General features: G+C 62.4%; 19 protein-coding genes. 6 read left to right on the forward strand and 13 right to left on the reverse strand.

From position 1 onward, the window contains the following. Nucleotides 1-3: 3 nt before the first annotated feature. Nucleotides 4-1,929: a DUF3999 family protein gene (locus tag ACILSE_RS12380; RefSeq protein WP_395717710.1), complete on the reverse strand. Its 1,926-nt coding sequence runs from the start codon at nt 1,927-1,929 to the stop codon at nt 4-6. Further along, nucleotides 1,926-4,895 (reverse strand): DUF2339 domain-containing protein, encoded by a 2,970-nt coding sequence (locus tag ACILSE_RS12385; protein WP_395717711.1) that lies wholly within the window; start codon nt 4,893-4,895, stop codon nt 1,926-1,928. The genes ACILSE_RS12380 and ACILSE_RS12385 overlap by 4 nt, the downstream gene beginning before the upstream one ends. A 92-nt stretch (nt 4,896-4,987) precedes the next feature. Between ACILSE_RS12385 and ACILSE_RS12390 the strand changes: the two genes are divergently transcribed. Further along, nucleotides 4,988-5,863 carry a LysR family transcriptional regulator gene (locus ACILSE_RS12390; RefSeq protein WP_395717712.1) on the forward strand — a complete coding sequence of 292 codons (876 nt, stop codon included), beginning with the start codon at nt 4,988-4,990 and terminating at the stop codon, nt 5,861-5,863. An 18-nt stretch (nt 5,864-5,881) separates the two neighbouring features. Here ACILSE_RS12390 and ACILSE_RS12395 read toward each other — a convergent pair whose 3' ends face one another. Continuing rightward, complete coding sequence (locus tag ACILSE_RS12395; RefSeq protein WP_395717713.1) at nt 5,882-7,153, reverse strand: SGNH/GDSL hydrolase family protein; 1,272 nt, start codon at nt 7,151-7,153, stop codon at nt 5,882-5,884. A 48-nt stretch (nt 7,154-7,201) separates the two neighbouring features. Between ACILSE_RS12395 and ACILSE_RS12400 the strand changes: the two genes are divergently transcribed. Then, on the forward strand, nt 7,202-8,221 hold the full coding sequence (locus tag ACILSE_RS12400; protein WP_395717714.1) for a dihydrodipicolinate synthase family protein: 1,020 nt from the start codon (nt 7,202-7,204) through the stop codon (nt 8,219-8,221). Here the strand turns inward: ACILSE_RS12400 and ACILSE_RS12405 are convergent, their stop codons facing one another. From ACILSE_RS12405 to infA, 10 genes are all read right to left on the reverse strand, one after another. Further along, nucleotides 8,222-9,238 (reverse strand): C40 family peptidase, encoded by a 1,017-nt coding sequence (locus ACILSE_RS12405; protein WP_395717715.1) that lies wholly within the window; start codon nt 9,236-9,238, stop codon nt 8,222-8,224. It abuts the gene before it with no gap. Nucleotides 9,239-9,282: 44 nt separating this feature from the next. Then, nucleotides 9,283-10,230, reverse strand: coding sequence for an AEC family transporter (locus tag ACILSE_RS12410; protein ID WP_395717716.1), 948 nt, complete (start codon nt 10,228-10,230; stop codon nt 9,283-9,285). A gap of 51 nt (nt 10,231-10,281) precedes the next feature. After that, a complete protein-coding gene (locus ACILSE_RS12415) occupies nt 10,282-10,884 on the reverse strand; it encodes a class I SAM-dependent methyltransferase (RefSeq protein WP_395717717.1) in 603 nt (200 codons plus the stop codon). Then, nucleotides 10,881-11,930 carry an NAD(P)/FAD-dependent oxidoreductase gene (locus tag ACILSE_RS12420; protein ID WP_395717718.1) on the reverse strand — a complete coding sequence of 350 codons (1,050 nt, stop codon included), beginning with the start codon at nt 11,928-11,930 and terminating at the stop codon, nt 10,881-10,883. The genes ACILSE_RS12415 and ACILSE_RS12420 overlap by 4 nt, the downstream gene beginning before the upstream one ends. A gap of 19 nt (nt 11,931-11,949) precedes the next feature. Further along, on the reverse strand, nt 11,950-12,753 hold the full coding sequence (locus ACILSE_RS12425; RefSeq protein ID WP_395717719.1) for a hypothetical protein: 804 nt from the start codon (nt 12,751-12,753) through the stop codon (nt 11,950-11,952). 12 nt (nt 12,754-12,765) lie between these two features. Next, nucleotides 12,766-14,616: a glutamine--fructose-6-phosphate transaminase (isomerizing) gene (glmS, locus tag ACILSE_RS12430; RefSeq protein WP_395717720.1), complete on the reverse strand. Its 1,851-nt coding sequence runs from the start codon at nt 14,614-14,616 to the stop codon at nt 12,766-12,768. Between the two features lie 108 nt (nt 14,617-14,724). Continuing rightward, a complete protein-coding gene (locus ACILSE_RS12435; protein ID WP_395717721.1) occupies nt 14,725-16,137 on the reverse strand; it encodes a DUF1501 domain-containing protein in 1,413 nt (470 codons plus the stop codon). Between the two features lie 49 nt (nt 16,138-16,186). Then, nucleotides 16,187-16,591 (reverse strand): hypothetical protein, encoded by a 405-nt coding sequence (locus ACILSE_RS12440; protein ID WP_395717722.1) that lies wholly within the window; start codon nt 16,589-16,591, stop codon nt 16,187-16,189. After that, entirely contained in the window at nt 16,591-17,139 is a 549-nt protein-coding gene (locus ACILSE_RS12445; RefSeq protein WP_395717723.1) for a ribonuclease H-like domain-containing protein, read from the reverse strand. The genes ACILSE_RS12440 and ACILSE_RS12445 overlap by 1 nt, the downstream gene beginning before the upstream one ends. Before the next feature lie 21 nt (nt 17,140-17,160). Further along, nucleotides 17,161-17,361 carry a translation initiation factor IF-1 gene (infA, locus tag ACILSE_RS12450; protein ID WP_395717750.1) on the reverse strand — a complete coding sequence of 67 codons (201 nt, stop codon included), beginning with the start codon at nt 17,359-17,361 and terminating at the stop codon, nt 17,161-17,163. Nucleotides 17,362-17,584: 223 nt separating this feature from the next. On the opposite strand from infA, the gene ACILSE_RS12455 reads away from it, so the two are divergent. From ACILSE_RS12455 to ACILSE_RS12470, 4 genes are all read left to right on the forward strand, one after another. Beyond that, nucleotides 17,585-18,247, forward strand: coding sequence for an RNA polymerase sigma factor (locus ACILSE_RS12455; RefSeq protein WP_395717724.1), 663 nt, complete (start codon nt 17,585-17,587; stop codon nt 18,245-18,247). Further along, on the forward strand, nt 18,244-18,534 hold the full coding sequence (locus ACILSE_RS12460) for a hypothetical protein (protein ID WP_395717725.1): 291 nt from the start codon (nt 18,244-18,246) through the stop codon (nt 18,532-18,534). The genes ACILSE_RS12455 and ACILSE_RS12460 overlap by 4 nt, the downstream gene beginning before the upstream one ends. Before the next feature lie 28 nt (nt 18,535-18,562). Continuing rightward, a complete protein-coding gene (locus tag ACILSE_RS12465) occupies nt 18,563-20,104 on the forward strand; it encodes a hypothetical protein (protein WP_395717726.1) in 1,542 nt (513 codons plus the stop codon). A gap of 61 nt (nt 20,105-20,165) precedes the next feature. Then, nucleotides 20,166-22,349 (forward strand): PAS domain S-box protein, encoded by a 2,184-nt coding sequence (locus tag ACILSE_RS12470; RefSeq protein WP_395717727.1) that lies wholly within the window; start codon nt 20,166-20,168, stop codon nt 22,347-22,349.

Raw genomic sequence — 22,349 nt, forward strand, 5'->3', positions numbered from 1 at the left:
TGTTCAACTGCCTGACGTCTGCTTTGGCAGCATTTTCGCCACGACCCACAGCAGCGCACCGACAACCAAGGCAAGCGCGGCCCACAGCCATGGCGAGCCTTTGCCGCTGATGAGCGGATCCGCCTCGTAACCGGGCAGCTTTTCCTCATCACCGAATGTGGCGGCGACCTTGGTGGCGGTTTCAAATTCGCGGCGGACGAGCTGAAGGTCGTAGCGGGCGCGAGGGGCGCGGCGGTTGCCGTAGCAGATGTGAAGCGGCTTCGTGTCGGGCACGCGGAACAGCAGACGCACCACCGGATAGACGACGCGCACGGAGGTGATTTGCAGCGGCGCGTTGTCGCCATTGTCGGTGCCGAGGCGGATCGTGTCGGCTCTGGGGGCGGTGTAGAGCGGGAGGTGAAAGGTGATGGGTGCCTGCCCTGGCGTGCGCTGCCAGTTGGCGGTGCCGAGAATGCGTTCGAAGCGGCCCTGCTCGTTGTGGATGTGTTCGCTGACGCTCAGAGTGCGCCGGAACAAGGGCGTGGGCGAGTCGAGAAGCAGGGTGCTGGCTGGAAAATTGGGGAAAGGCATGGTGATGTCCCACTTGGACCAGCTTGGTGTCTTTGGATCGGCGACTTCGACGAAAGGCACGGCTCTTTCGCGTTCCAGTCCCGGCTTGATCGCGAGGAAGGGAACTTGCCGCCCTTCGCGGACGATCCGCACGTCATTGAGATCATTCTCGCAACGGGCGAGCACGGCGGGATCGAGCTCGAGTTCAATGACGCCGGCTTCGCTGAACTGAATCAATCGTTGGAAAGACCACGCGGAGACATCGATGGCCGCGCCTGTTTCTCCGACTTCGGGCGCGGTGGCGGTCTTGCGGAACTCCGCGTTCGCGGCAACGGCGCTTGCCGTGGCGTTGTTGGCGGTCGCATCGCGCAGCTTGTCTGCGAGAGCGGCGATGTCGTAACGCGGCTCGCTGGCCTGCGCATTGCCGATGTAGAGCTGCCATTCGCCGGGCGCGTCGGCTTGAAACACGACCGGCACCGCATGCCGCGTGGCCTCGATCCGGTCGATGCGAAGTGGCGGGCTGTCGCCGTTGCGGATGACAAGCTCGACTTCGCGCGTCGTGGCGAGCTGATGCACGGGGATTTCGATTTCCTCGCCGGTGAAGCCATCATGCTTGAGGCGGAAAAGTGTGCTGTGGGCGATCATCAGCGTCGCTTCGCGTTGAAACACCGGCTCCGGCGTGTGAACGTGCACGGTCCCGAGCAGAACGTTCGCGGAGCCGAGGTCGAGCGTGAGCTTGGTACTGCCGTTTTCCTCCTTGCGGGAACGAAGGGTGACGGGATTCGCCACGGTGCGCAGCTCCGGCAGCTCGCGCACGATCTGCGCGCCGGTGAAAGGCACGGGCGCGCTGCGGGCGTCGTCGATGGTGACGCGGAAGTACTTCCAAGCGGCCGGAGCGATGGGAATGCGCAGGCGCTCGGTGCCAGACTGACGGCAAAGTACCTCGCCGCTGCTGAGCGTCTGCCAGGTGGCACCGTCGCTGCTCGCCTCGAGCGTGGCGGCCTTGATGAAATCATGCGCGGACGTTTGTAGCAGCACTTCCTTGATCATGTCGCGCTCACGAGGCTGGAAGTCGAGCACGGTGGTGGCCGCATTGAGCGTGGCTTTGAACTGCACGGCATCGATACGCTCCGGCCGCATCACGCGTGGCAGGGCCACCACGTAAGGCGTCTCGATTCCCGCAGGACTGATGACGCGAAGGTCATGAAACGGTGCGCCGCCAGTCGTGCGGGAGGCGTCAAGAAGCGCTGGCTCAAGCTCGATGCGCGTGAGGCCGGGCTGCGTGATGCGCACGGTCTGTCGATGCGTCCACGCGGCGAAGTCGGCGGCGCTGGCGGTCGAGGAGAGGCACAGGGCGATGAAAAGGGACTTCGGGTTCATGATTTGTCTTCAGTAAGGAAACGTTGATACAGAAACGAGGCGACAAGCGCGATGATGGCCACGCCGATCAGCGCGCCGATGCGGTAGCCGCTGTCGATGTTCGCAAGATCGTGCAGGAAGAGCTTCAGCAACGTGACGGCGAGCAACCCGATGCCGGCGTAGCGTGTGGGCGGATTGCGCTTCCAGATGCCAAGCACGAGCAGCGTGAGCGCGAACAAGGCCCACGAGATCGTGTAAGTCATGTCGCGGGCCAGACTGCCGTCGAAGTCGAACGCGATGGAGCGTTCACCGGCTGGCGTGAAGGCGTCGGCGATTTCGATGTTGAGCAGCAGGAAGAGCAAAATGCCGCCGAGCGAGCAGAACAGGCCGCGCAGGTTCACTTTCTGCCAGTAATGATTCGGCGGTGTGAGCCAGAACGCAGCGAAGAACATCGCGAGCGCGGAGAGGCTGTAGGCGTAGAGCTGCCAGTTAAGGATGGGCGTTTCGCCGCGTGTTTGATACTGCAAAACGGCTGGATTGAGCGCGAGACGCACGAAAGAGGCAACGAGCAGCACGGTCCCCGTGGCGCGCAGGCCGGGATGCGGCACGCGGCGGAAGAGCCAGCACAGAGCGGCTCCTTCCAAGGCCCAGCCGAGCGTTATCCACTGCTTCTCGAACTGGATCGGGAAGATGAGCGTGATGAAAAACAGCGCCACACCGCCAAACCAGGCGAGCTGGGTGAGCCGTGCGGGATTTTCAGCGCCGTGCTGTTTTAAAACGAACACGAGGCTGAGCAGCGGAGCGATGGCGAAGGCGACCGGCAGCAGGCCCATCGAGTCATTGGGCCAGGCTTGGCCGACAAGACGATACACGAGGCTGAAGGTGCCGACTCCCGCCGCGGCGGAAGTGATCCATGGCAGTTGGCGTGTGGCGAACTGCTTCTGAAACACGAGCGGGAACGCGGTGAAGAGCGCATAAAAGCCGAGATACCAGAGCAGCGGCATCGTCGCATGATCCGCACTGAAACTTTGCTGATGCCAGGCCCATTCGAGCGCGAGCACGCAGCCCAACGCCGTCGGCGCGAGCGCGGTGATGCCGCTGATGCGCACGAGGCCGACCAGGAACAACACGAGCAGCAAAGCGAGGCCGAACACGGGCGATGGGTCGGCGATTTTCAAACGCAGCGTGGCGAGAATGAGCAGCAGGAAGGGCAGCACGGCCGAACTGACCGGCAGCAGCGAGGCAAACGGCGCCTTGGGCAGTTTGCGGAAGAGAAAGCTGCTGGCGATGCCAAACAGCACGGCGAATCCGCCGAGCACGAAGAGGAACGGCAGCAGCGAGAAGCCGATCTCACGCGGCCAGCGGAACAGCCACGCGGCGGCGGTGATGAGGGTGAGCGCCAGAGCCGCTAGCACAGGCAGCAGGCGTCCGCTGACGACTGCGAGGCCGATGATGAGCAGATCGACGATCAAAATCACCGGCCAGATGAAAAGGGACATCGCGTCGAGACACAGCACGGGCATCATCAACAGCACGAGCGTGATCACGGGCACCCAGCCCGCGAGCGGCAACTGGTTCGGCGACTTGCGCTCCATCAGCACCGCCAGGGCGGTGTGCAGCAGTCCAAAGACGAGGTAGATGCCCAGCGCATGCGGCAGCAGCTCGGTGGTGAGCCGGTCAGCCGTCCAGATCGAAAGATGGATGAACGTGAGCATGCCGACGATGCCCTGTGCCATGCCGACACGCGATTGATACCAAACGACGCGCAGTGCGATGGCGTTGATGCCAATCACGAAGGTGTAGAGCACCAGCGGACGCTCCGTGATGGCTCCGTAGCCGAGGAAGATGAACGCGGTGAACATCGCGCTGCCGCAAAGCGCGAGCGCGGAGCCTGCGGGGAAGAGATCGTCGGCGTCTCGTTGCTTCGACCACCAGGCGGCGAGTGAGAACAGCGCCGCGAAGCCGAGAAACACGCTCACCGGCACCCAGGTGGCCGAACCGATGGCGTATTGCGATGCGCGGAAGAATTTCGCCATCCATCCAGCCTGCATGAAAATCGTGCCTGCGGCCGCCAGGGCCGTGAGATGCAGCCAGCGCTTGTTTTTGGCGACAGCGAGCACGCCGATGTCGAGCAGCGCGATGAAGCTGAACAGGCCGAACGGATTGTCGCGGCCGGTGGAGCAGAGGATGGGCGTCAAGAAGCCGCCGAGCATGCCCAGCACCGCCACGACCTGCGCATTGAGACGAACCGCGAGCAGAAACGCCGCGCCAGTGATGAGCGACATCAGCGCAAAGGCGACCAATGGCTGGTCGAGCGGTGGAATGCGCCAGATCGAGTGCGCGGCAAAAGCCACGCCGTAAAGCATGACAATGCCAGTGGCGCAGAGCGTGTTTGCCAGCGTGGCATAGCGCTCGCGGCGGTGCATGACCACGCCGCCGCCCACGAGGCCAGTGCCGATCACAAAACCGATGGCGGTGCGCAGCTCGGGTGAAATCCAGCCGCGCTCGATGCTGAGCTTCACAAAGAAGATGACACCGAGGAAAAGTGCCAGCCCGCCGACCCATGCGAAGAGCTTCGCGCCCATGAATTGCTCGAGGTTGATGCTCGGGCGCGGCTTGTGCATAGCAGGAGGGACGAATTCGCGGCGTGGCGGCGGAATCGGTGGCGGGGCCGGTTTTTCGATCACGGGTGCCACGACAGGCTCCACGGGCTTTGCGCTGATGAATTCACGCGGCGTGACGGGTGGTGCGAATTTGGCCGCCGCTTCCACAGCAGGCTTTTCTTCTTCACGCGGCGGCTTGTCCGGGTTTTCGAGCCGTTCGACACGTTCTTTGAGCCGGACGTTCTGTTCGCGCAGGAAGCCGACCTGTTTGTCGAGCTCCTCCGCCTGACGGCGTGCATTGCGGGCGATGACGAAGGTCGAAATGGGCAGCACGAGCACAAGGCCGCCGATGATCAGCAGGATGAAGATGATGAGTTCTTCCATAATGCCGCGAATTGTCTCAGGATCGGCGGGCAATGGAAATTGATATTTCCAGGTGGCACCATTGATAAAAGGCATAGCATTCCACCCGGCCCATGAACGTCCATCACCTCGAACTTTTTTATTACGTCGCCAAAAACGGCGGTGTGAGCGCGGCGGCGCGGGCGATGCCGTATGGCATCCAGCAGCCGGCGATCAGCGCGCAGATCTTGCAGCTCGAGGACTCGCTGGGCGTCACGCTTTATCAGCGGCGGCCGTTCCAGCTCACGCGGGAAGGGCAGACGCTTTATGATTTCATCTCGCCGTTCTTTGGCGGGCTGGCGGAGGTGGGAGACCGCCTGCGCGGCGGTGGTGAGAACCGTCTGCGCATCGCCTCGGCGGAGGTCGTGCAGCGGGATTATCTGCCGGAGTTGCTCGCACGCATGCGGCGGCGGGTGAAGGGTTTTCATTTCACGCTCACGCACGGCCGGCAGCAGGAAATCGAGACATTGCTGGCTGCGCAGGAGATCGACATCGGCCTCAGCACGCTGATGGACAAGACGGCGGCGAACATCGAGGCACGCGAGCTGCTGCGCCTGCCGATGGTGCTGCTGGTGCCGAAACAAAGCGGCTTCACAAAGGCGGCGCAGATTTTTGAGAAGGACCGCATCGACCTGCCGCTGGTGAGCCTGGAGGCGAAGGATGTGCTCTCACGCTCGTTCCAGGCCGCGCTGCGGCAACGCGGTGTGGAATGGCTGCCCAGTCTCGAAGTGGGCAGCCTCGATCTCGTGCTGCGCTACGTGGCGGAAGGGTTTGGCGCGGGTCTGGCGCTGCGGCATCCGCGTGTGGAGCTCCCTCCGGGCGTCAAATCGCTCGCGCTGGATGATTTTCCACCGCTGAGCTTCGGTGTGCTGTGGACTGGGCGTTTGTCCTCGCTCGGCGAGGTGTTTCTGGCCGAGGCAACGGCTGTGGCGGGCGAGCTGGCGGCGTGATCGTGGCTTCAGCGGCGCTTACTTCACGATTTCACCCACGAGCAGAATCGCACCGGGATAAAACGCGGTGCCTTCGAAGCGCTTCGGGTCGTCGATCTTGTTACCGTTTTTGGCGAGGATCTTCGCCTTGTCCGGCACTTCGGGGCTGATTTCGATTTTCACGGTGTGGACCGCGTCCGGCAGCTCGCTGCCGAGGCTGAGCGTGGCGAGACGATGGTAGGTGCAGTAGGCGTCGATGCGCGGCACGAGCCTCACAAGCTGATCATCGACGGTGACGCTCACCTGGCCGCAGTCCGGGCCGATGATGTCATAGATCGAGGCACGGGTGCCTTTAAACTTGAAGGTGAGCACGTCGCCAGGCTTCGCGGCCTTGTGCAGGGCGCTCATGCGATTGCTCCAGCGCTTCGCGAAGTCTGCGGGAGCGGGCTGGAAGCCGCCGGAGAGCGTGGCGGCGGTGATGGGCACGAGTTTGGCCTGCTCGTAATTTGTGGCGATGAATGGCACGCCCAAGGTGTGCGCTGCAGGTGATTTTGAGGCCGCTTGAATCGGCTCCAGCGAACGCACGATGGCCTGGAGATACAATTCGTGCCCGGTTTCGACATGCGGATGCACGCTGTCCGGCGCGAAGACGAATTTGCCTTCGAGAGCCTTCTTCTCCTCGTCCGTCTTCTGCAGCTTCGCCTTCCACACCAGCTTGCCTTCTTTCGCCAGCTTCGCGACCTCCATCGCCATGTGAATCGTCGGGATGCCGTAATGATCGGCGATCTTCTCCATCGCGCTCGCGGAGCGCTGGAACTTGCCGTCGAGCATCGCGGGCGCGAGTGCCTCTGTCAGCGTGTAAACGAAGCAGATGTCGCATTCCGGCAGCGCCTTCCACGTCTGGCGCACGATGCCCTCCATGCAGCGGAAGATTTGCTCTGGCATCGCACCCCCGTCATTCACGGCGAATTCGACGAAAAGCAGGTCCGGCTTGTGATCCAGCACGTCCTGCTTCAGGCGAAAAACGCCGAGATCGGAGCCTGTGCCGCCGATGGCCGCGTTGATCTCGTTGAACTTCGCCTGCGGCCACGTTTTCTGGAAATGCGCCAGCGTCTTCGGCCGCCAGCCGTTCTGCGCGGTGATCGAGCCGCCGAGGTAGCCGATTTTGATGTCCGTGCCTGCCTTGTTCGCTTTCGCGAGGAAGTTTGGCAGTCCGTTGCGAGGACGGCATTCCTTCGCTTCGACGAGCGGAAAATCCTCCGCGGCCTGAAGCGTGACGACAGAAAGCAAAATCAGCAGATGACGCAGCATAAAGGGTGAATTGAAAGGTTTCGCCGCCATCATGCGAAGCAACCACGCATGAACAACCCCGACTTCAAGCCGCTGCTTCAACACGGCGTCGCCATCCCCGCGCATCCGCTTGCGTTGAACGCGCGGCGTCAGCTCGATGAACGGCGGCAGCGGGCGCTCTCACGCTACTACATCGCCGCAGGGGTCGGCGGACTCGCTGTTGGCGTGCATACGACGCAGTTTGCGATTCGTGATCCGAAGATCGGCTTGTTCCGACCGGTGCTCGAACTCGCCAAAGAGGAAATGGATCGTGCCGCGAAGCCGCTTGTGCGCATCGGCGGCATCTGCGGAATAACGAAACAAGCGGCGAGCGAGGCCGAATTGCTGCGCTCACTCGGTTATCACGCCGGTTTGCTCAGTCTTGGCGCGATGCGTGATGCCTCCGAGGACGAAATGATCACGCATTGCCGAACCGTGGCGGAGATTTTGCCTGTCGTGGGCTTTTATCTTCAGCCCAGCGTCGGTGGACGTGTGCTGCGTCATTCATTCTGGCGTCGCTTCGCGGAAATCAGCAATGTCGTCGCCATCAAGATCGCGCCGTTCAACCGCTACCAGACCATCGACGTCGTCCGCGCTGTGATCGAAGCCGGACGCGATGACATCGCGCTCTACACTGGCAACGACGACAGCATCGTCACCGATTTCCTCACGCCGTTCCGCTTTGCCGGCAAGGAGCACCGCATCGTCGGCGGTCTTCTCGGTCACTGGTCCGTGTGGACGAAGCGTGCAGTCGAGCTGCTCGAAAAATGCCGCAATGCTGACGCCACGCCCGAGTTGATGCGCCTTGGCATCGAAGTGACCGACAGCAACGCGGCCTTCTTCGACGCTGCGAACGGCTTTCGCGGTTGCATCGCCGGCCTGCATGAAGTTCTGCGTCGTCAGGGCCTGCTCGAAGGCCTCTGGTGCCTCGACGAGCATGAAACGCTCAGCCCGGGCCAGCTTGAGGAGATCGACCGTGTTCATGCAGCCTACCCGCATCTGAACGACGACGAATTCGTCGCCGAGCATCGCGACGAGTGGCTGCGGTGACTACTGGCGGAAGAAACGCCGCACGGAATTGACAGCGTTGTCGATGGTTCTCTCGACGCTGCTCTTTGTGGGAGGCTGCGGGGTTTTCTTCTTCACCGTTGTCTTGGTGGATTTTTTCACCGTGCCGGTGCTGCTCTTCGGTTTTGTGCTGGTCGTGGTGGATTTGGGTTTCGTCTCGGTGACCACCGCCTTTTTCGCTTCTTCCTTCGGTTCTGGCTTCGCCTCTGTGACGATGGCGACCGCCTTGCGCACTTCTTCTTTTGGCTTGGCCGGCGGTTGCTCGGGTTTTTCCACAACGGGAACCGGTTTTGTTTCAGCGATGACGACCGGTTTGGTTTCGACCGGCAGCAAACCGGGCGCGGTGCCGTAACCGTGAAAGCGCGTCGTGCTGTCCGCCTTCGGGAGATGAAAATCAAACACGCTCACGCCGCTGCGGCGCTGGCCGGCGAAGCTGCGGCCGTCGCTGGCGCCGAAGACGACGCGCTTGCCGCTCTTTTTGAGTTTGCCGAGGTAAATCATGACGTGTGTCACGGGCAGCTTGCGCTTCGTCTCGGCCGTATTCGTCCAGAACAGCAGGTCGCCGGGTTTCAAGTTGGCAAACTCGTCTCTGTCGAAGGCGGTGGCGGTGTGCGTGAGGTGGAGCTGCGTTTTCTTTTCCACCCACTGGCACATCTCGTCTGACTGGCGGGGCACGTCCTTCAAGCCCTGGAACTTGAGCACATGATAAACGGTGCCGGAACAGTCCATGCCGCCCTTCGCCGGCTCGTGGGAACCGTAGAGGTAGCCGAGTTCGAGATGCGTGAGAGCCAGCGCGCTCTGCACGAGGCTTTGCACCTGCTTCGGATAATCATCAAAGCCGCTGAGGTCCTCGATGCTCACCGTGGAGACGGCGGCGGGCGGCGGCGTTTCGGTTTTGGGTTCGTCCTTCGGACCGGGGTTGGATTTGTTCACCACCTCCGCGTGGGAGAACGAAATCGCGGGCAGCAGGAACATCAGGAGGCGCGTGGGAGTGTGCATGGCGGCGGGGTTTGGGCTTTGGACGGCCTGAGGCCGCGATTTGATCAACCATTCACCAATTTCAGCCCCCACGCGATGACGAGCGGCGTGGTGACGCAGCTCACGACCGTGGTGGCGATGACGACCTGCACCGCCGTGGGCGCATGACCGCCGTAAAGGCGGGCGATCATGATGTTGAAGACGGCGGAAGGCATCGCTCCCTGCACGATGATGACGCGCTTCAATTCCGTCGTGACGGGTAAAAAATACGCGGCGGCGAGAAAGGCCAGCGGAATGACGAAGAGCCGCAGCAACGGGCTGAGCACCGCGACTTTCCACTGCATCGCCCCCTGGCTCCAGATGTCCGCGATGGACGCGCCGATGAGCAGCACCGCCAGCGGCACCGCGCACGCGCCGAGCATGGCGAAGGTGTTGTGCGCGACCTGCGGCACATGCGCATGCCAGCCGGTGAAGTTCAGCAGCAGCGAAACGAGGATCGTGATGACGGGCGCGTTCAGCGCGAGACGCCACGGCGCTTTGTCAAAACCCGTCAGCATGCCGACACCGGCGGTCCAGCACGCGATCTCGACACCGAGCGTGAAGGTGAACAGCACACCGAGCGTTCCCTTGTCTGGAAACAAGGCCGTCACCAGCGGAATGGCCACGAAGCCGTAGTTTTGCAGCCCGCAGGCCACACTGAACGTGCGGCGGCCCTCGCCACGTCTCAAACCGATGAGCGGCGCGACGATATAGGTGAACGCGATGCCGATGACGACCAGCGTGAAGCCCAGACCTGACGCGATGAGCACCGGGCCGAGCTTCATCACCGATGCATTGCCGACGACACGCTCGATGATCAGCGCTGGCGTCAGCAGCATCACGGAGAGCTTCATGAGGCTCGTGTCCGCCTCCGGCTTCAACAAACCGGTGCGCCGCGCCATCGCCCCTGCCGCCATCGTGAGATACACCGGCACGGCCACGGAGAGAATGCTGAAGAAGTCGAGGTTCGACATGCGCGTGCTCCAGCTAGGCGGTGAAACGCGAACACGCAAGCGAGACGGCGTTCACCCGCGCTTCCACACCACCCACAGCTCCGGCGGTGATGCCGCCCGGTTCACCGGACGCAGATGCTGCACCTCAAACCGCCGCGAATCGAGCGATGCGGCCCATTCGGCGATTTGGCGGCCCTCCTCGGCTCCGCCCTCGTGGCCGGGATAAACCGTGACGGTGAGCATTCCGGACGGCTTCAGCAGCTCCAGTGCCTCACGCACCGCGATCATGGTCGTTTCGGTGCGCGTGATGAGTGCTTTGTCCGTGCCGGGCAGGTAACCGAGGTTGAACATCACCGCGCTGATCTTTCCATGCAGCTCCGGTGGCAGATGCGCGCGCATGGTTTCGTGTCCGGCGTGAATCAGCGTCGTCATCTCCGCCGGCACGCGCTTTCGCGTCTCGATCAAAGCCGTCTCCTGCACATCGAACGCGAACACATGCCCGCCCGGAGCCACGCTCTGTGTCAGAAACAACGTGTCGTGCCCGTTGCCCATCGTCGCATCGACTGCCACGTCACCCGGCCGCAGACGATCCTTCAAGATCAACTGCGCCCACAGCACCGACGACGGCAGGCCGCCGTTCGGGCTGGCGAGTTTGGGTTTGGGATCGCTGTTCATACCGAGTTCTGCTGCAAATCCATCTCCGCGTCGATCGGAGCGCCATCAAGCAGATGTTCGACGAGATGACGCGCGAGCCACGGAGAGCGAAGGGAGCCTTTGGAACCGAGGCCGTTGAGGAAGGCGACGCGTGGATGGGTGGGATGTGTGCCCATCAAAGCCTGACGGCCTTTGATGATAGGCCGCACGGCGGTTTGGGTGGCGATGACTTCAGCGGGCGCGATCATCAACGCACGCAACGTCGCCTCAAGATTCCGAACTTGCCCGGGCGAGGGCGTGTTCGGATCGTTGAAGGTCCATTCATAGGTGGAACCGGCCCGCGAAGTGCCGTCGTTGCGTGGCAGGAGCCAGCAGCCGCGATTCACGATGCGCTTTTCACCGTGGAGATCGGTTTTGACGCTGAGAATCGTGCCGAGCGCCGATTGAAACGGCACCCAATGCAGCAGCGGATGTTTTTGCGCGCTCCAGCCCTGCGCCCAAATGACGTGGGAGAAACGCTGGGCATTCCAAGTGACGCCATCGGCGTCGTCGTGCACGTCTTCGGGCCGCACATCGGCTTTGCGCCATGCGTCGAGCGATTCAAAAAAAACGCGGCTGGCCTGAAGATATGCGGTGGTGTCCAGCCATGCGGCGTGACGTTGCTGAAAGCCGTTTTGCGGATCGTGAAACACGTCGGTACTTAACTCGGGATCACGCGGGAGCAGAAAACGCGGCATGTCGGGATCACGGCGTCGCTTTTGCCATTTGGCGAGTTCCTGGTCGTTCTTGAGCAGCCGCACATAACCGCGTGGGAAGAAGAAGCGCTGTTTGAGCCGCTTGCCGCAGTCGCGGAAGAAGCGCAGAGCGTCGCGGTAAAACATCTCGTAGCGCCAGCTCACGGTGAGGCGCATACCGGTGATCGGCGTGATCAAACCTGCGGCGACTTTGGAGCTGGTGAGCGGCTCGTCGCGATCGACGATGACAAACGGTGTGTTGCGTTCCCGCAAACGCCACGCCAGCGCGGTTCCGGCAAGTCCCTGGCCGATGATGAGGATGCGGGCAGACATTCTCGTGCCGGGAACGGGATTACTTTGTGATCAGCTCCTGCATCAGCTCCTTGAGCTTTTCGTTCGTCTTCACGGCCTGGGCCTGAGTGATGGTCACTTTGTCGAGATCCTGCCAGGAGACGCAGGTTTCATCGATGACGGCACACACACGGACCAGAAGCGGCAGACCACGTTTCTCGGCGCTGATGAGGTCGAAGTCCTTGCGCAGTTCCCGCAGCAACACAGGTGAATCGCGTCCAAGAGGACCCATGTCGCTCTCCGGCGCGGCGATGATGACGGCGGAGACGATCTCCAGCAACCGCAGGCCGACGCCGACGTCGATGAGCAGCGCGAGATCCTCGTCCTTTTGCTCGCGTAGCAATCTGACGGCTTCCTGATGACCATCCACCAGCTCCTGCCGCAGGTCTTTCCAGGCTGTTTGCTCGGCCAGATTTCCCTGCGTCATGAGGCGCGGGGTGAGCTTCTCGCCAAGCCCGAGTGTGCGGCAGTAGGCGAGCACGTCCTGGTTGTTGTTTCGGAACTGCTGCGCATCGCCGGCCTGCAGGACGAGGAGGCTGTCGCCGATCAACGTGCCGAGGATCAACGCGGCACGTGCGCGGTCCGCAGGCGGCGTGGGCGGCGGTCCACGGAAAAGGAGGCGCCAGCGCACCTTGGTGTGATTGCCGACTGCGTCGAGAAAATCGGCGGCGTTTTGTTCCGTGATGGCGGGCGTGGAAGTGTTCTCGACCGCGGCGGCAGGTTCCTGGGCTTTCGCCGCGCACACACAACTCCCCAGCATGATGAGGAAGATTGTGCGGCGAAATCGGGAAAGGAGGGCAGGCATGCGAGCCCACTATTACTCAACTGTCACGCTTTTCGCCAAGTTTCTCGGCTTATCCACATCGCAGCCGCGGGCGACGGCGGTGTAGTAACTCAAGAGCTGGAGCGGGATGACGTTGAGGATCGGCGTCAGGTAGCTGGGGCAGTCCGGCACGTAGATGACGTCCTGGGTGAGCCTTTCGAGCTCGGTGCGACCCTCGGTGGTGACGGCGATGACCGGGCCTTTGCGGGCGAGGACCTCTTCGATGTTGCTCACGTTCTTATCGAAAACGGCATCACCGGGAGCGATGAACACACTCGGCATGTCCGGCTTCACCAGGGCGATCACGCCGTGCTTCAGCTCGGCGCTCGGATGGCCGCTGGCGTAAATGTAACTGATTTCCTTCATCTTCAGCGCCCCTTCGAGAGCGACTGGATAATTTGCCTGGCGGCCCATGAAGAGCATGCCCTCGGCGTGGCAGTGCTTTTCGGCGATGGCTTTGATCTTGTCCGCCTGCTTCAAAATGGACACGATCTTGTCCGGCAAGGCTTCGAGCTGATCGATCATCTCCAAACCATCCACGCTGGAAAGGTGGTGGATGCGGCCGAGCAGCAAGCTGAGCAGCGTGAGGATGGTGACCTGCGAAGTGAAGGTCTTCGTGGCTGCCACGCCGATCTCAGGTCCGGCATGAATGTAAACGCCGCCATCGCTCTCGCGGGCGATGGTGCTGCCGACGGTGTTCACGATGCCGAGGCAGCGGATGCCCTTGCGCTGGCCTTCGCGCATGGCGGCGAGCGTGTCAATGGTCTCGCCGCTCTGGCTCATGACAAACTGCAGCGTGTTCTTGTTCGCGGGCACGTTGCGGTAGCGGAACTCGCTGGCGATCTCGACCTCGGTGGGCACACGGGCGAGGGTTTCGATCAAATACTCACCCACCATGGCGGCGTGGTAGGCCGTGCCGCAGCCGGCGAGGATGATGCGGTCGATTTGAGCCAGCTCACGCGGCGTCATGTTCAGGCCGCCAAGCACGGCGGTGCATTCATCGCGGGAAAGACGGCCGCGCATCGCATTGCGCAGGCTCTGCGGCTGCTCGTAGATTTCTTTGAGCATGAAGTGCGGGAAGTCGCCCTTCTCCGCGTCGTCGGCGCTGAATTCCACGCGGCTCACCTTCACCTCGGCGGGCGTGCCTTGATGCGATTGCACATCGTAGCTGTCCTTCGTGATCGTGACGATGTCGTAGTCGTTCAGATACACCACATCACGCGTGTGATTCACCACGGCGGCCACATCGCTGGCCAGGAAATGCTCGTTTTTGCCCAGACCGATGATCAACGGGCTGCCTAGTCGCGCACCGACGATCACGCCCGGCAGGTCCGCATGCATCACGGCGATGCCGTAGGTGCCTTTCACGCGGGCGAGAGCGGCCTTCACCGCGTTCACGAGGCGCAGCGTACCGTCTTTCTCCGTCGATTCGTCAAAGTAAGTGCCGACGAGATGCGAAAGGACCTCTGTGTCGGTTTGCGAGTGGAAGACGTGTCCCTTCGCGGCGAGTTGATCACGCAGCGCCTGGTAGTTCTCGATCACGCCGTTGTGAACGAGCACCAGCTTGCCGCCCTGATCGGGATGCGGGTGAGCATTTTCATCGGTGGCGGGACCGTGCGTGGCCCAGCGGGTGTGAGAGATGCCCACGGTGCCTTCCGGCTTCGCCTCTTCGACCGCGAGGCGCAGGTTGTCGATGCGACCGGCTTTCTTCACCGTGTGCAAACCGCCCGTGCCGCAGAGCGCCATGCCGGCCGAGTCATAGCCGCGATATTCCAGACGACGAAGACCATCGAGAAGGATGGAGCTGGCCTGACGAGTTCCGATGTAACCGACGATTCCGCACATGTGATTCTGAGGGGGTTTGAAAAAGGGGCCAAAATCTACGGTCCAGCGCAGGTCGGCGCCAGCAGTTCATGCCCCTACTTTGATGTTTATTGGAACAAAGTCCCCCGTTCAGGCCATGATTCCATTCACCAGTTCCCCATGCACGTCCGTGAGGCGGAAATCGCGGCCTTGGTAGCGGAAGGTGAGGCGCTCGTGATCGAGTCCGAGCAAATGCAGCACGGTGGCGTTGAGATCGTGCGTGTGGACCGGGTTTTCGGCGATGTTGAAGCCGAACTCGTCGGTCTTTCCGTAAACCGTGCCCGGTTTGATACCACCGCCTGCCATCCACATCGTGTAGGCATCCTTGTGGTGATCGCGACCGGCGGAGGTCTTGGTGCCGTCAGCGTTAGCTCCCTGGCGCAGCGGCGTGCGGCCGAATTCGCCACCCCAGACGACCAGCGTCTCGTCCAGCAGGCCGCGTTGCTTCAAATCGCGCACCAGCGCGGCCATCGGGCGGTCCACGTCCTTCGCCTTGGCGGTGAGGCGCTGCTTGAGGCCGCCGTGGTGGTCCCAGTCGGAATCAAAGAGCTGCACCATGCGCACGCCGCGTTCGATGAGGCGGCGGGCGAGCAGGCAGTTGTTCGCAAACGACGCCTTGCCCGGCTGTGCGCCATACATGTCGAGCGTGGCCTTGTTTTCCTGTGAGATGTCCATCAGCTCCGGCACGCTGGCCTGCATGCGATAAGCCATCTCATACTGGCTGATGCGCGTGGCGATCTCCGGATCGCCGACGATGCCGAGTTGCTGCTCATTGAGCGCCTTGACTGCATCGAGCACACGGCGGCGGTCTTTCGTGCTGTGGCCCGCGGGGTTGCCGAGGAACAGCACCGGTTCGCCGCTGCCGCGGAATTGAATGCCTTGGTAAACGCTGGGCAAAAATCCCGTGCTCCACAGCGACGTACCCGCGCCGCCGGGCGGACCCGAAAGCAGCACGACGTAGGCTGGCAGGTCGCGATTCTCCGCGCCGAGGCCATACGTCACCCATGCGCCGAGGCTTGGGCGTCCTCCCTGGCCGAAACCGGTGTGGAGAAACATCTGCGCCGGCGCGTGATTGATCTCGTTCGTGTGCAGTGATTTCACCACACAGATGTCGTCCGCCACCGTGCCGAGATTTGGCAGAAGCTCGCTCAATTCGAGCCCGCTCCGGCCATGGCGCTGAAATTTGAACTCCGTGCCCGCCAGGGTCATCTCGCCGCCGATGAAGGCGAAGCGCTTGCCTTTGGTGAGCTCCTCCGGGCACTTCTGGCCGTCCATCTTCTGCAGCAGCGGCTTGTAGTCGAAAAGATCGAGCTGCGACGGCGCGCCGATCATGTGGAGGTAGATGACGTTCTTCGCCTTCGGCGCAAAATGCGGCCGCGGAGCCGCCGCTGCGGGCAGATCACGCGCTAGCAAAGACCCCAGCGCCGCCGAGCCAAGTCCGAAACCGGACTGGCGGAAGAACTGGCGGCGCGAGACATGGAGGAAGTCTGGGGCGACGGTCATGACGTGGCGGAAACGGTGAGATGCAGCCGCAAGTTTCCTGATTTGAGGCTCAAGCCGGTTTGCGCACGCAGCGCACGATGAACAATCCTGCCAGCGTGGTCAGCGCGCCGGTGGCGTCAGCAATGAGGTCGCGCATGGTTTCGTGGATGCTGTGCTGGATGCGCGTGTGATAGACGACATCGGAGAAGAGCTCCGCGAACTCCCAGAACAACCCGACGGTGCAGGCGAGGGCAAAGGTGAAGACATAACGCGCGAAAGGCGTCAGCGTGCCGAACCACGACGCAAAGCAGTCGAGCGCATGCCAGAGGAAGAAGGAGATCGCGACTCCGCCGCTGTAGTGCATGGCGAAGTCGAGCGGCTGCCGCCAGGGCGTGTTGAACACAATGCGGTGGAAGATCAAGACGGCCACAGGAGCCCAGCCAGCACGAAGAATGAGCTGGAAGAGCGGTTTCATCAGACGCCCCAGTTCACCTTCACGCTTTGCTCACGGCCGTTTCGGTCGTGGTACTTCACGTGGCCGTGCTGCGCGCCGTATTCGTGGACGCACTTGGTCACCTTCACGTCGTAGCAGCAGTATTCGGCGATCTTGGCGACTTCACCCTGCTGCCACCATTTCAGCGCGTCGAGTCCGTCGGCGGTCTTCCCCGTCCCGAGCGTGGCGGCGGCGACGGCGTCCAGTTTGATGCGATGGCCGAGGGCCTTTTCGAGGTCGATCAGCAGATCCAGGCTGTGAGGCAGGTCGGCGGGATCGAACATGATGTCGTGGCCCTTCAGCACCTCGTAGTCGAAGCCGATGTGGTTGAAGCCGACGACGAGATCGGCCGCCTTGAGCTGCTTGATGAGCGCAGGAGCCTCGTCCTGCGTGTAGATGGCGTACTCGTTGTTCTTTGTGCTGAACGTGACGGCCACGGAGATGCCCATCAGGTGCTTGTTGCCCCAGCCGCCCACGTCGTTCGCGGTGCGGCGTGTTTCGAGGTCAAAGTAAACGATGTCGCCGGCCATGATCGCGGTCTGGAGCGAAAATCAGCCGATGCGGTAAACGATGCGCGCCTTGTCCATGTCGTAGGGCGACATTTCGATCTTCACAGCGTCGCCGATGACGAGGCGGATGAACTTTTTGCGCATCTTGCCGGAAATGTGGGCGAGCACCTCGTGGCCGTTGCGCAGCTTCACGCGGAACATGGTGCCCGCGAGCACGGCGGCGATCACGCCGTCGAGTTCGATGGCTTCTTCCTTGGCCTTGCCACCTTCGTCGGGTTCCGGTTCACGCGGCGGAGGCGGGGCAAAACGCTGCTGCGGCGGGCCGCCACGGTTTGGAGGACCGCCACGATTGGGCGGGCCACCGCGATTGGGAGGACCGCCACGGTTTGGAGGACCACTGCGATTGGGAGGGCCGCTACGGCCGGGAGGGCCGCCACGTGACGGGCCGCGATTGGGAGGAGGAGGCATGCTGGGAAAAGTAGGGGCGGAGGATGCTGCCGCAGGCGGGGATTACAAGGGTAAAATTGCCGGGGCCTGGGCTGAAACGAATGAGGCGGCGTTTCATGCAGACAAAAATCTCGCCGCCATGCGTCCTGTCCGTGAAACTGCCTCCCGCATGCCTGCCGCCCCGACACTGCCTGACCTCTACGACGCCCACGCGGCGGGGCTGTTTCATTACTTCACGAGCTTCACGGGCGCGGAGGCCGACGCGAAGGACCTGCTGCAGGAGTTTTTCATCAAACTGGCGCGGCAGACGATTCCGCAGGGCATTGCCAACATGCGCGCCTGGCTGCTGCGGTTGGCGCATCACCACGCGATCGACTGGCTGCGCAAACATCGCGTGCGGCGTCATGCGGAGGAGGAGTCGCACGCGTCGGTGGAGCTGTTCGCACCGCAGGATGATCCAGATCAGGCCGAACTGGCAAAACGTCTCACGCATGCGCTCGCGCTGCTGCCGCTGGAGCAGCGCAGTGTGGCGCAGTTGAAGCTGTGGGACGGGCTGACCTTTGAAGAAATCGCGGAAGTGCAGGGCATTCCACTGAACACGGCCGCCAGCCGTTACCGCTACGCGCTGGAGAAACTGCGCAGCGAGCTGCGGCCGCTTTACGATGAACTGAAACCGTCATGAACACGAACCCTGATGCCTTTGAAAACGATCTGCGCGCCCTGCAACGCCGCGAACTGCCGGCGGCTTGGCGCGATGAGATTTTGACTGCTGCGAAAACCGTCAAACCGGCACCACGCACGCCGCGCTGGCTCGTTGCGGCCTGGAGCGCGGCGTGGGCGGCGATTTTGGTGATGTATTTCACCACACCGGCGGAACCGGACACTGAAACGCGCTCCGCCCGCCTTTCGCAGGTACTGCGCTTCGATGAGCGTGCCGCGCTGATCGACGCCCTGCTGGCCTTCAACTGATTTTTCACCTCCAAACCTGTTATATCCCATGATTCGCAAAATTTTTTCCCACCGTGCGACCCGCGTTCTTTTGTGGATTTCTCTCACGCTCATCACGCTGGTCGTCCTGCTGTTCACGTGGGTGAACTGGAGCGGGAAACGCCGCTGGGCCGTCACGAAGGCGATGATCGAGCGCGAGGGCGAGACGCTCGATTTTCGTGCGCTGCTACCCGAGCCGCCGCCGGAGGCGGAAAATCTGCTGGCCATCGAGCCGCTGCGCGGGATCGCTGGTGTGGTTGACAACGACCCGTCCAAAGGCGAACCGGGCGCGAAACGGGCCGTTTTGGCGGCGATGAAGTGGCAGGGAGGCACGCTGAGTTTCAGCGGCGTCACGCTTGGCAAAACGACGGATCTTCAGGAGTGGGTGAAGATTTTGCGCGACGCGAAGTTTCTCCAGGTGCCGCCGGATTCGTCCGCGCCGGTCGCGGATGTGCTGGCCGCGCTGGATGCGAAGTTTCCGCTGCTCAAGCAACTCGCGGACGAGGCACCGAAGCGTCCGCAGGCGATGTTCACACCAGCGCTGAAGGAGCGCGAGCTTCCGGACATGCTGTTTACTCTGAGCATGGCCCATTACAACGGGGCGCAGGCCCTGGCGCGGCTGCTCACGCTGCGCGCCCGGGCGGCGATCGAGGCGAAAAATGGCACCGAGGCCGCTCGGAGCATCATCGCCGCGCACCGCATCGCGCATGCGTGCCGGCAGGAACCGTTTCTGATCGGCCTGCTGGTGGGTATTTCGATTGATTCCATGACCCTGGAGTCACTCTGGCTCGGATTGCGGGAGCGTGTGTTCGCGGAGGAGGAACTGCGGCGCTTGCAGAAGTTGTATGCGGCGGATGAAACGGAGAAGGCCTTGTTGCAGGCGATGCGCGGCGAGCTGGCGGCGGGGGTGGACGCGCTGGAGTATCTGCAGAGGGCAAAGGCCGAAGGAAAAGGCAGCGCGGCGGAGACGCTGGCCGGACTCTCAGGCGGGAATGATGACTCGGGGCTGATGATCGCCCGCCTTCCGAACGGAATGCTCGATCATTGGAAAAGCGTGATCGGCGAGGTGGAGCTGCGCTACATGATCCAGCCGATAAAAAAAGGGATGGCCGCTGCTGTGAGCGCGGGCGAAGCGCTTGATCGTGAGATCAAGGATAAGCACAACATCGTGCTGCATGCAGACTGGATCATGGCGCGGCTGATGGTGCCCGCGGTGAAGCAAGTGAGCCTGAGCGCCTGGCTGGGGGCGGCACGCGAGCAGCAGGCGCTGGCCGCGATCGCGCTGGAACGTTTTTTTGCGAAGCGCGGAGCGTATCCCGCGAAGCTCGAGGAGCTGGTGCCGGAGTTTCTGCCCGTCGTGCCGCTGGATGCATGCGATGGAAAACCGCTGCGCTACCGCACGACGGAGTCGGGCTGCTTCAAGCTGTGGTCCGTGGGTTTTGACGGGAAGGATGATGCCGGGAAAGTCACGGTGGAGGCAAACAAGACGCCGAAGCTCAACAAAGGCGAGTACCTCGGCGACTGGGCCTGGCAGTATGAGCCGGTGAAGTGAGCGCGGTGTCTGCAAAAGTGTGGACAGGCAGGCGGTTTCCTTTTTGAATCGCCCGCAACTCATGAAGCCACGCCAACCAGCCAACGCGGAAGCCGCAACCGCCGGAGGCATGTTCCCAGCGGTTGAGGTGGCGGTTTTTGAGCATGCGGATGTGGTGTTGTTTTGCGTGGCGGTGAAGCCCCGCGGGGAGTTTCGCTTCGCGGCGGTGAACCGGGCTTTTTTGAAGGCCACAGGGCTGAAAAAAGGACAGGTGGTGGGCAAACTCGTGCAGGAGGTGATCCCGGCCGCGTCATGGGCCATGGTGTCGAAGCATTACCGAAGGGCGGTTCGGACAAAGCAGCCGGCGAAGTGGCAGGAGACCAGCCTTTACCCCAAAGGCAACAGACATGGCGAGGTCATCGTGACACCCATGTGCGATGAGAAAGGGCGCGTGACGCATCTTGCCGGCATGGTGCATGACATCACCGCGCGCAAGGACGCGGAGGAGGCGCTCCAGCTTTCCGAGAGCCGCTACGCCCGGGCGGTGCGGGGCACCCAGGATGGTGTCTGGGACTGGAACGTCCAGACCGGGGAGGATTATCACTCGCCGCGCTGGAAGGAGCTTTTGGGATTTCAAAAAGACGAGCTGGAAGATCATATGAGCACGTTTTTCTCCCGAGTGCACCGGGAGGATCTGCCGCGGGTGAAAGCGGCGGTACGGGCGCATTTGAAGAAGCGTGTTCCCTACGATCTGGAACTGCGTCTGCGTTGCAAGGACGGCAGCTACCGGTGGTTCCGCTCACGCGGCGAGGCGGAGCGTGATGCCAAAGGCAGGCCCACATGCATGGCCGGGGTCATCACGGACATCACGGAAAGCAAGGCCGCGGAGGAGGCGCTGCGCGTGAGCGAGGAACGCTATCGTCTGCTGGCGGACCACATGGAGGACTTTGTCTCGCTGAATGACACGAAGGGAAACCGCCTTTATATCAGCCCGTCGTTTTTCCGGAAGACGGGTTGGACGCACGAGCTGCTCGACAAAATGGACTGGCGCACCCGCCTGCATCCTGATGATGTGAATCTCGTGCTGGGCACCTACCGGGCAAATCTGAAAGGCAAGGCCACGACGATCGAGCACCGCATGCGCTGCCGGGACGGCTCCTGGATCTGGGTGGAGACCCATTGCAAGCCGATCCGGGACGAGAAGGGCAGGGTATGGCGGCTGCTGGTGATCTCGCATGACATCACTGAACGCAGGAAGACGGAGGAGCAGTTTTTGCGCGAGCAAAAGCTCAGCCGGGTGCTGGCGAACCATCCTTCCATGCTGATCATGGTGCTGGATGCGAAAGGCCGCATCGAGCAGGTGAGCCCGATCGCCGCGCAAGGACTCGGCTTCCGGCTGCAAGAGGTCCTCGGACGCACGCCCTGGGAGCTGGGGTTGATGGAGGAGCGTCAGATCCGCCAGTCCAAAAAGCGTTTTCAAAAACTCCTGGCAGGAGAGCCCAATCCTCCGGTCGAGCTGCGCATCCGCACGAAACAAGGCGAGCAGCGGCATGTGGAGCTGCGCACGGCCACGACGCGCAACGCGGATGGGACGACGGACCGTGTGATCGTCATCGCCACCGACCTGACTGAGCGGCTCCGCATGCAGCAGGAGGTGCTGCGCATTTCCGAGCAGGAGCATGCGCGCATCGGCAGTGACCTGCATGACGGCGTGGGACAGACAATGACAGGTGTCGCCTCCCTGCTGGACGCGCTGGAGCAGGATCTGGACGGCGAGAAGAAGCAAAGCGCCGCACGCATCCGCACGCTGTTGCAGGAGGCGATCCAGGACGTCAGGCGTCTCTCCCACGGCCTGTCGCCCGCCGCCGTCCGCCACCGCGAGCTCAGCGGCGCGCTGCGTCTGCTGGCGGACACCATCCGCACGAATTTCCGCACGGACTGTGTCTGCCGGATTGCCGGCAATGTTCGCGTCACCGACCCGGAAAAGCAGATGCATCTCTTCCGCATCGCCCAGGAAGCGGTGAACAACGCGTTGCGGCACGGCAATCCGCGCCAGATTCGGCTGACCCTGGCACGAAGAGGTCGCCAGGAGGGCGTGCTGCAGATCGAGAACGACGGCGCCGACCTGCCGAAGAAACGTCATGGCGCCGAAGGCATCGGCGTGCGGGTGATGGACTACCGCGCCAGCCTCATCGGCGGCATTTTGCAGGTTCAGAACAGGCGCGGCGGCGGTGTGTGCGTGACGTGCCGTTTTCCGACCACCTGA

Origin of the sequence: Prosthecobacter sp. (assembly GCF_044236155.1) — a bacterium.
Taxonomy (GTDB): Bacteria; Verrucomicrobiota; Verrucomicrobiia; order Verrucomicrobiales; family Verrucomicrobiaceae; genus Prosthecobacter.

Coding starts and splice junctions, on each gene's coding strand:
- ACILSE_RS12380 (WP_395717710.1), bottom strand. CDS start 1,929: ATGAACCCGAAGTCCCTTTTCATCGCCCTGTGCCTCTCCTCGACCGCC.
- ACILSE_RS12385 (WP_395717711.1), bottom strand. CDS start 4,895: ATGGAAGAACTCATCATCTTCATCCTGCTGATCATCGGCGGCCTTGTG.
- ACILSE_RS12390 (WP_395717712.1), top strand. CDS start 4,988: ATGAACGTCCATCACCTCGAACTTTTTTATTACGTCGCCAAAAACGGC.
- ACILSE_RS12395 (WP_395717713.1), bottom strand. CDS start 7,153: ATGCTGCGTCATCTGCTGATTTTGCTTTCTGTCGTCACGCTTCAGGCC.
- ACILSE_RS12400 (WP_395717714.1), top strand. CDS start 7,202: ATGAACAACCCCGACTTCAAGCCGCTGCTTCAACACGGCGTCGCCATC.
- ACILSE_RS12405 (WP_395717715.1), bottom strand. CDS start 9,238: ATGCACACTCCCACGCGCCTCCTGATGTTCCTGCTGCCCGCGATTTCG.
- ACILSE_RS12410 (WP_395717716.1), bottom strand. CDS start 10,230: ATGTCGAACCTCGACTTCTTCAGCATTCTCTCCGTGGCCGTGCCGGTG.
- ACILSE_RS12415 (WP_395717717.1), bottom strand. CDS start 10,884: ATGAACAGCGATCCCAAACCCAAACTCGCCAGCCCGAACGGCGGCCTG.
- ACILSE_RS12420 (WP_395717718.1), bottom strand. CDS start 11,930: ATGTCTGCCCGCATCCTCATCATCGGCCAGGGACTTGCCGGAACCGCG.
- ACILSE_RS12425 (WP_395717719.1), bottom strand. CDS start 12,753: ATGCCTGCCCTCCTTTCCCGATTTCGCCGCACAATCTTCCTCATCATG.
- glmS (WP_395717720.1), bottom strand. CDS start 14,616: ATGTGCGGAATCGTCGGTTACATCGGAACTCGTCAGGCCAGCTCCATC.
- ACILSE_RS12435 (WP_395717721.1), bottom strand. CDS start 16,137: ATGACCGTCGCCCCAGACTTCCTCCATGTCTCGCGCCGCCAGTTCTTC.
- ACILSE_RS12440 (WP_395717722.1), bottom strand. CDS start 16,591: ATGAAACCGCTCTTCCAGCTCATTCTTCGTGCTGGCTGGGCTCCTGTG.
- ACILSE_RS12445 (WP_395717723.1), bottom strand. CDS start 17,139: ATGGCCGGCGACATCGTTTACTTTGACCTCGAAACACGCCGCACCGCG.
- ACILSE_RS12455 (WP_395717724.1), top strand. CDS start 17,585: ATGCTGGGAAAAGTAGGGGCGGAGGATGCTGCCGCAGGCGGGGATTAC.
- ACILSE_RS12460 (WP_395717725.1), top strand. CDS start 18,244: ATGAACACGAACCCTGATGCCTTTGAAAACGATCTGCGCGCCCTGCAA.
- ACILSE_RS12465 (WP_395717726.1), top strand. CDS start 18,563: ATGATTCGCAAAATTTTTTCCCACCGTGCGACCCGCGTTCTTTTGTGG.
- ACILSE_RS12470 (WP_395717727.1), top strand. CDS start 20,166: ATGAAGCCACGCCAACCAGCCAACGCGGAAGCCGCAACCGCCGGAGGC.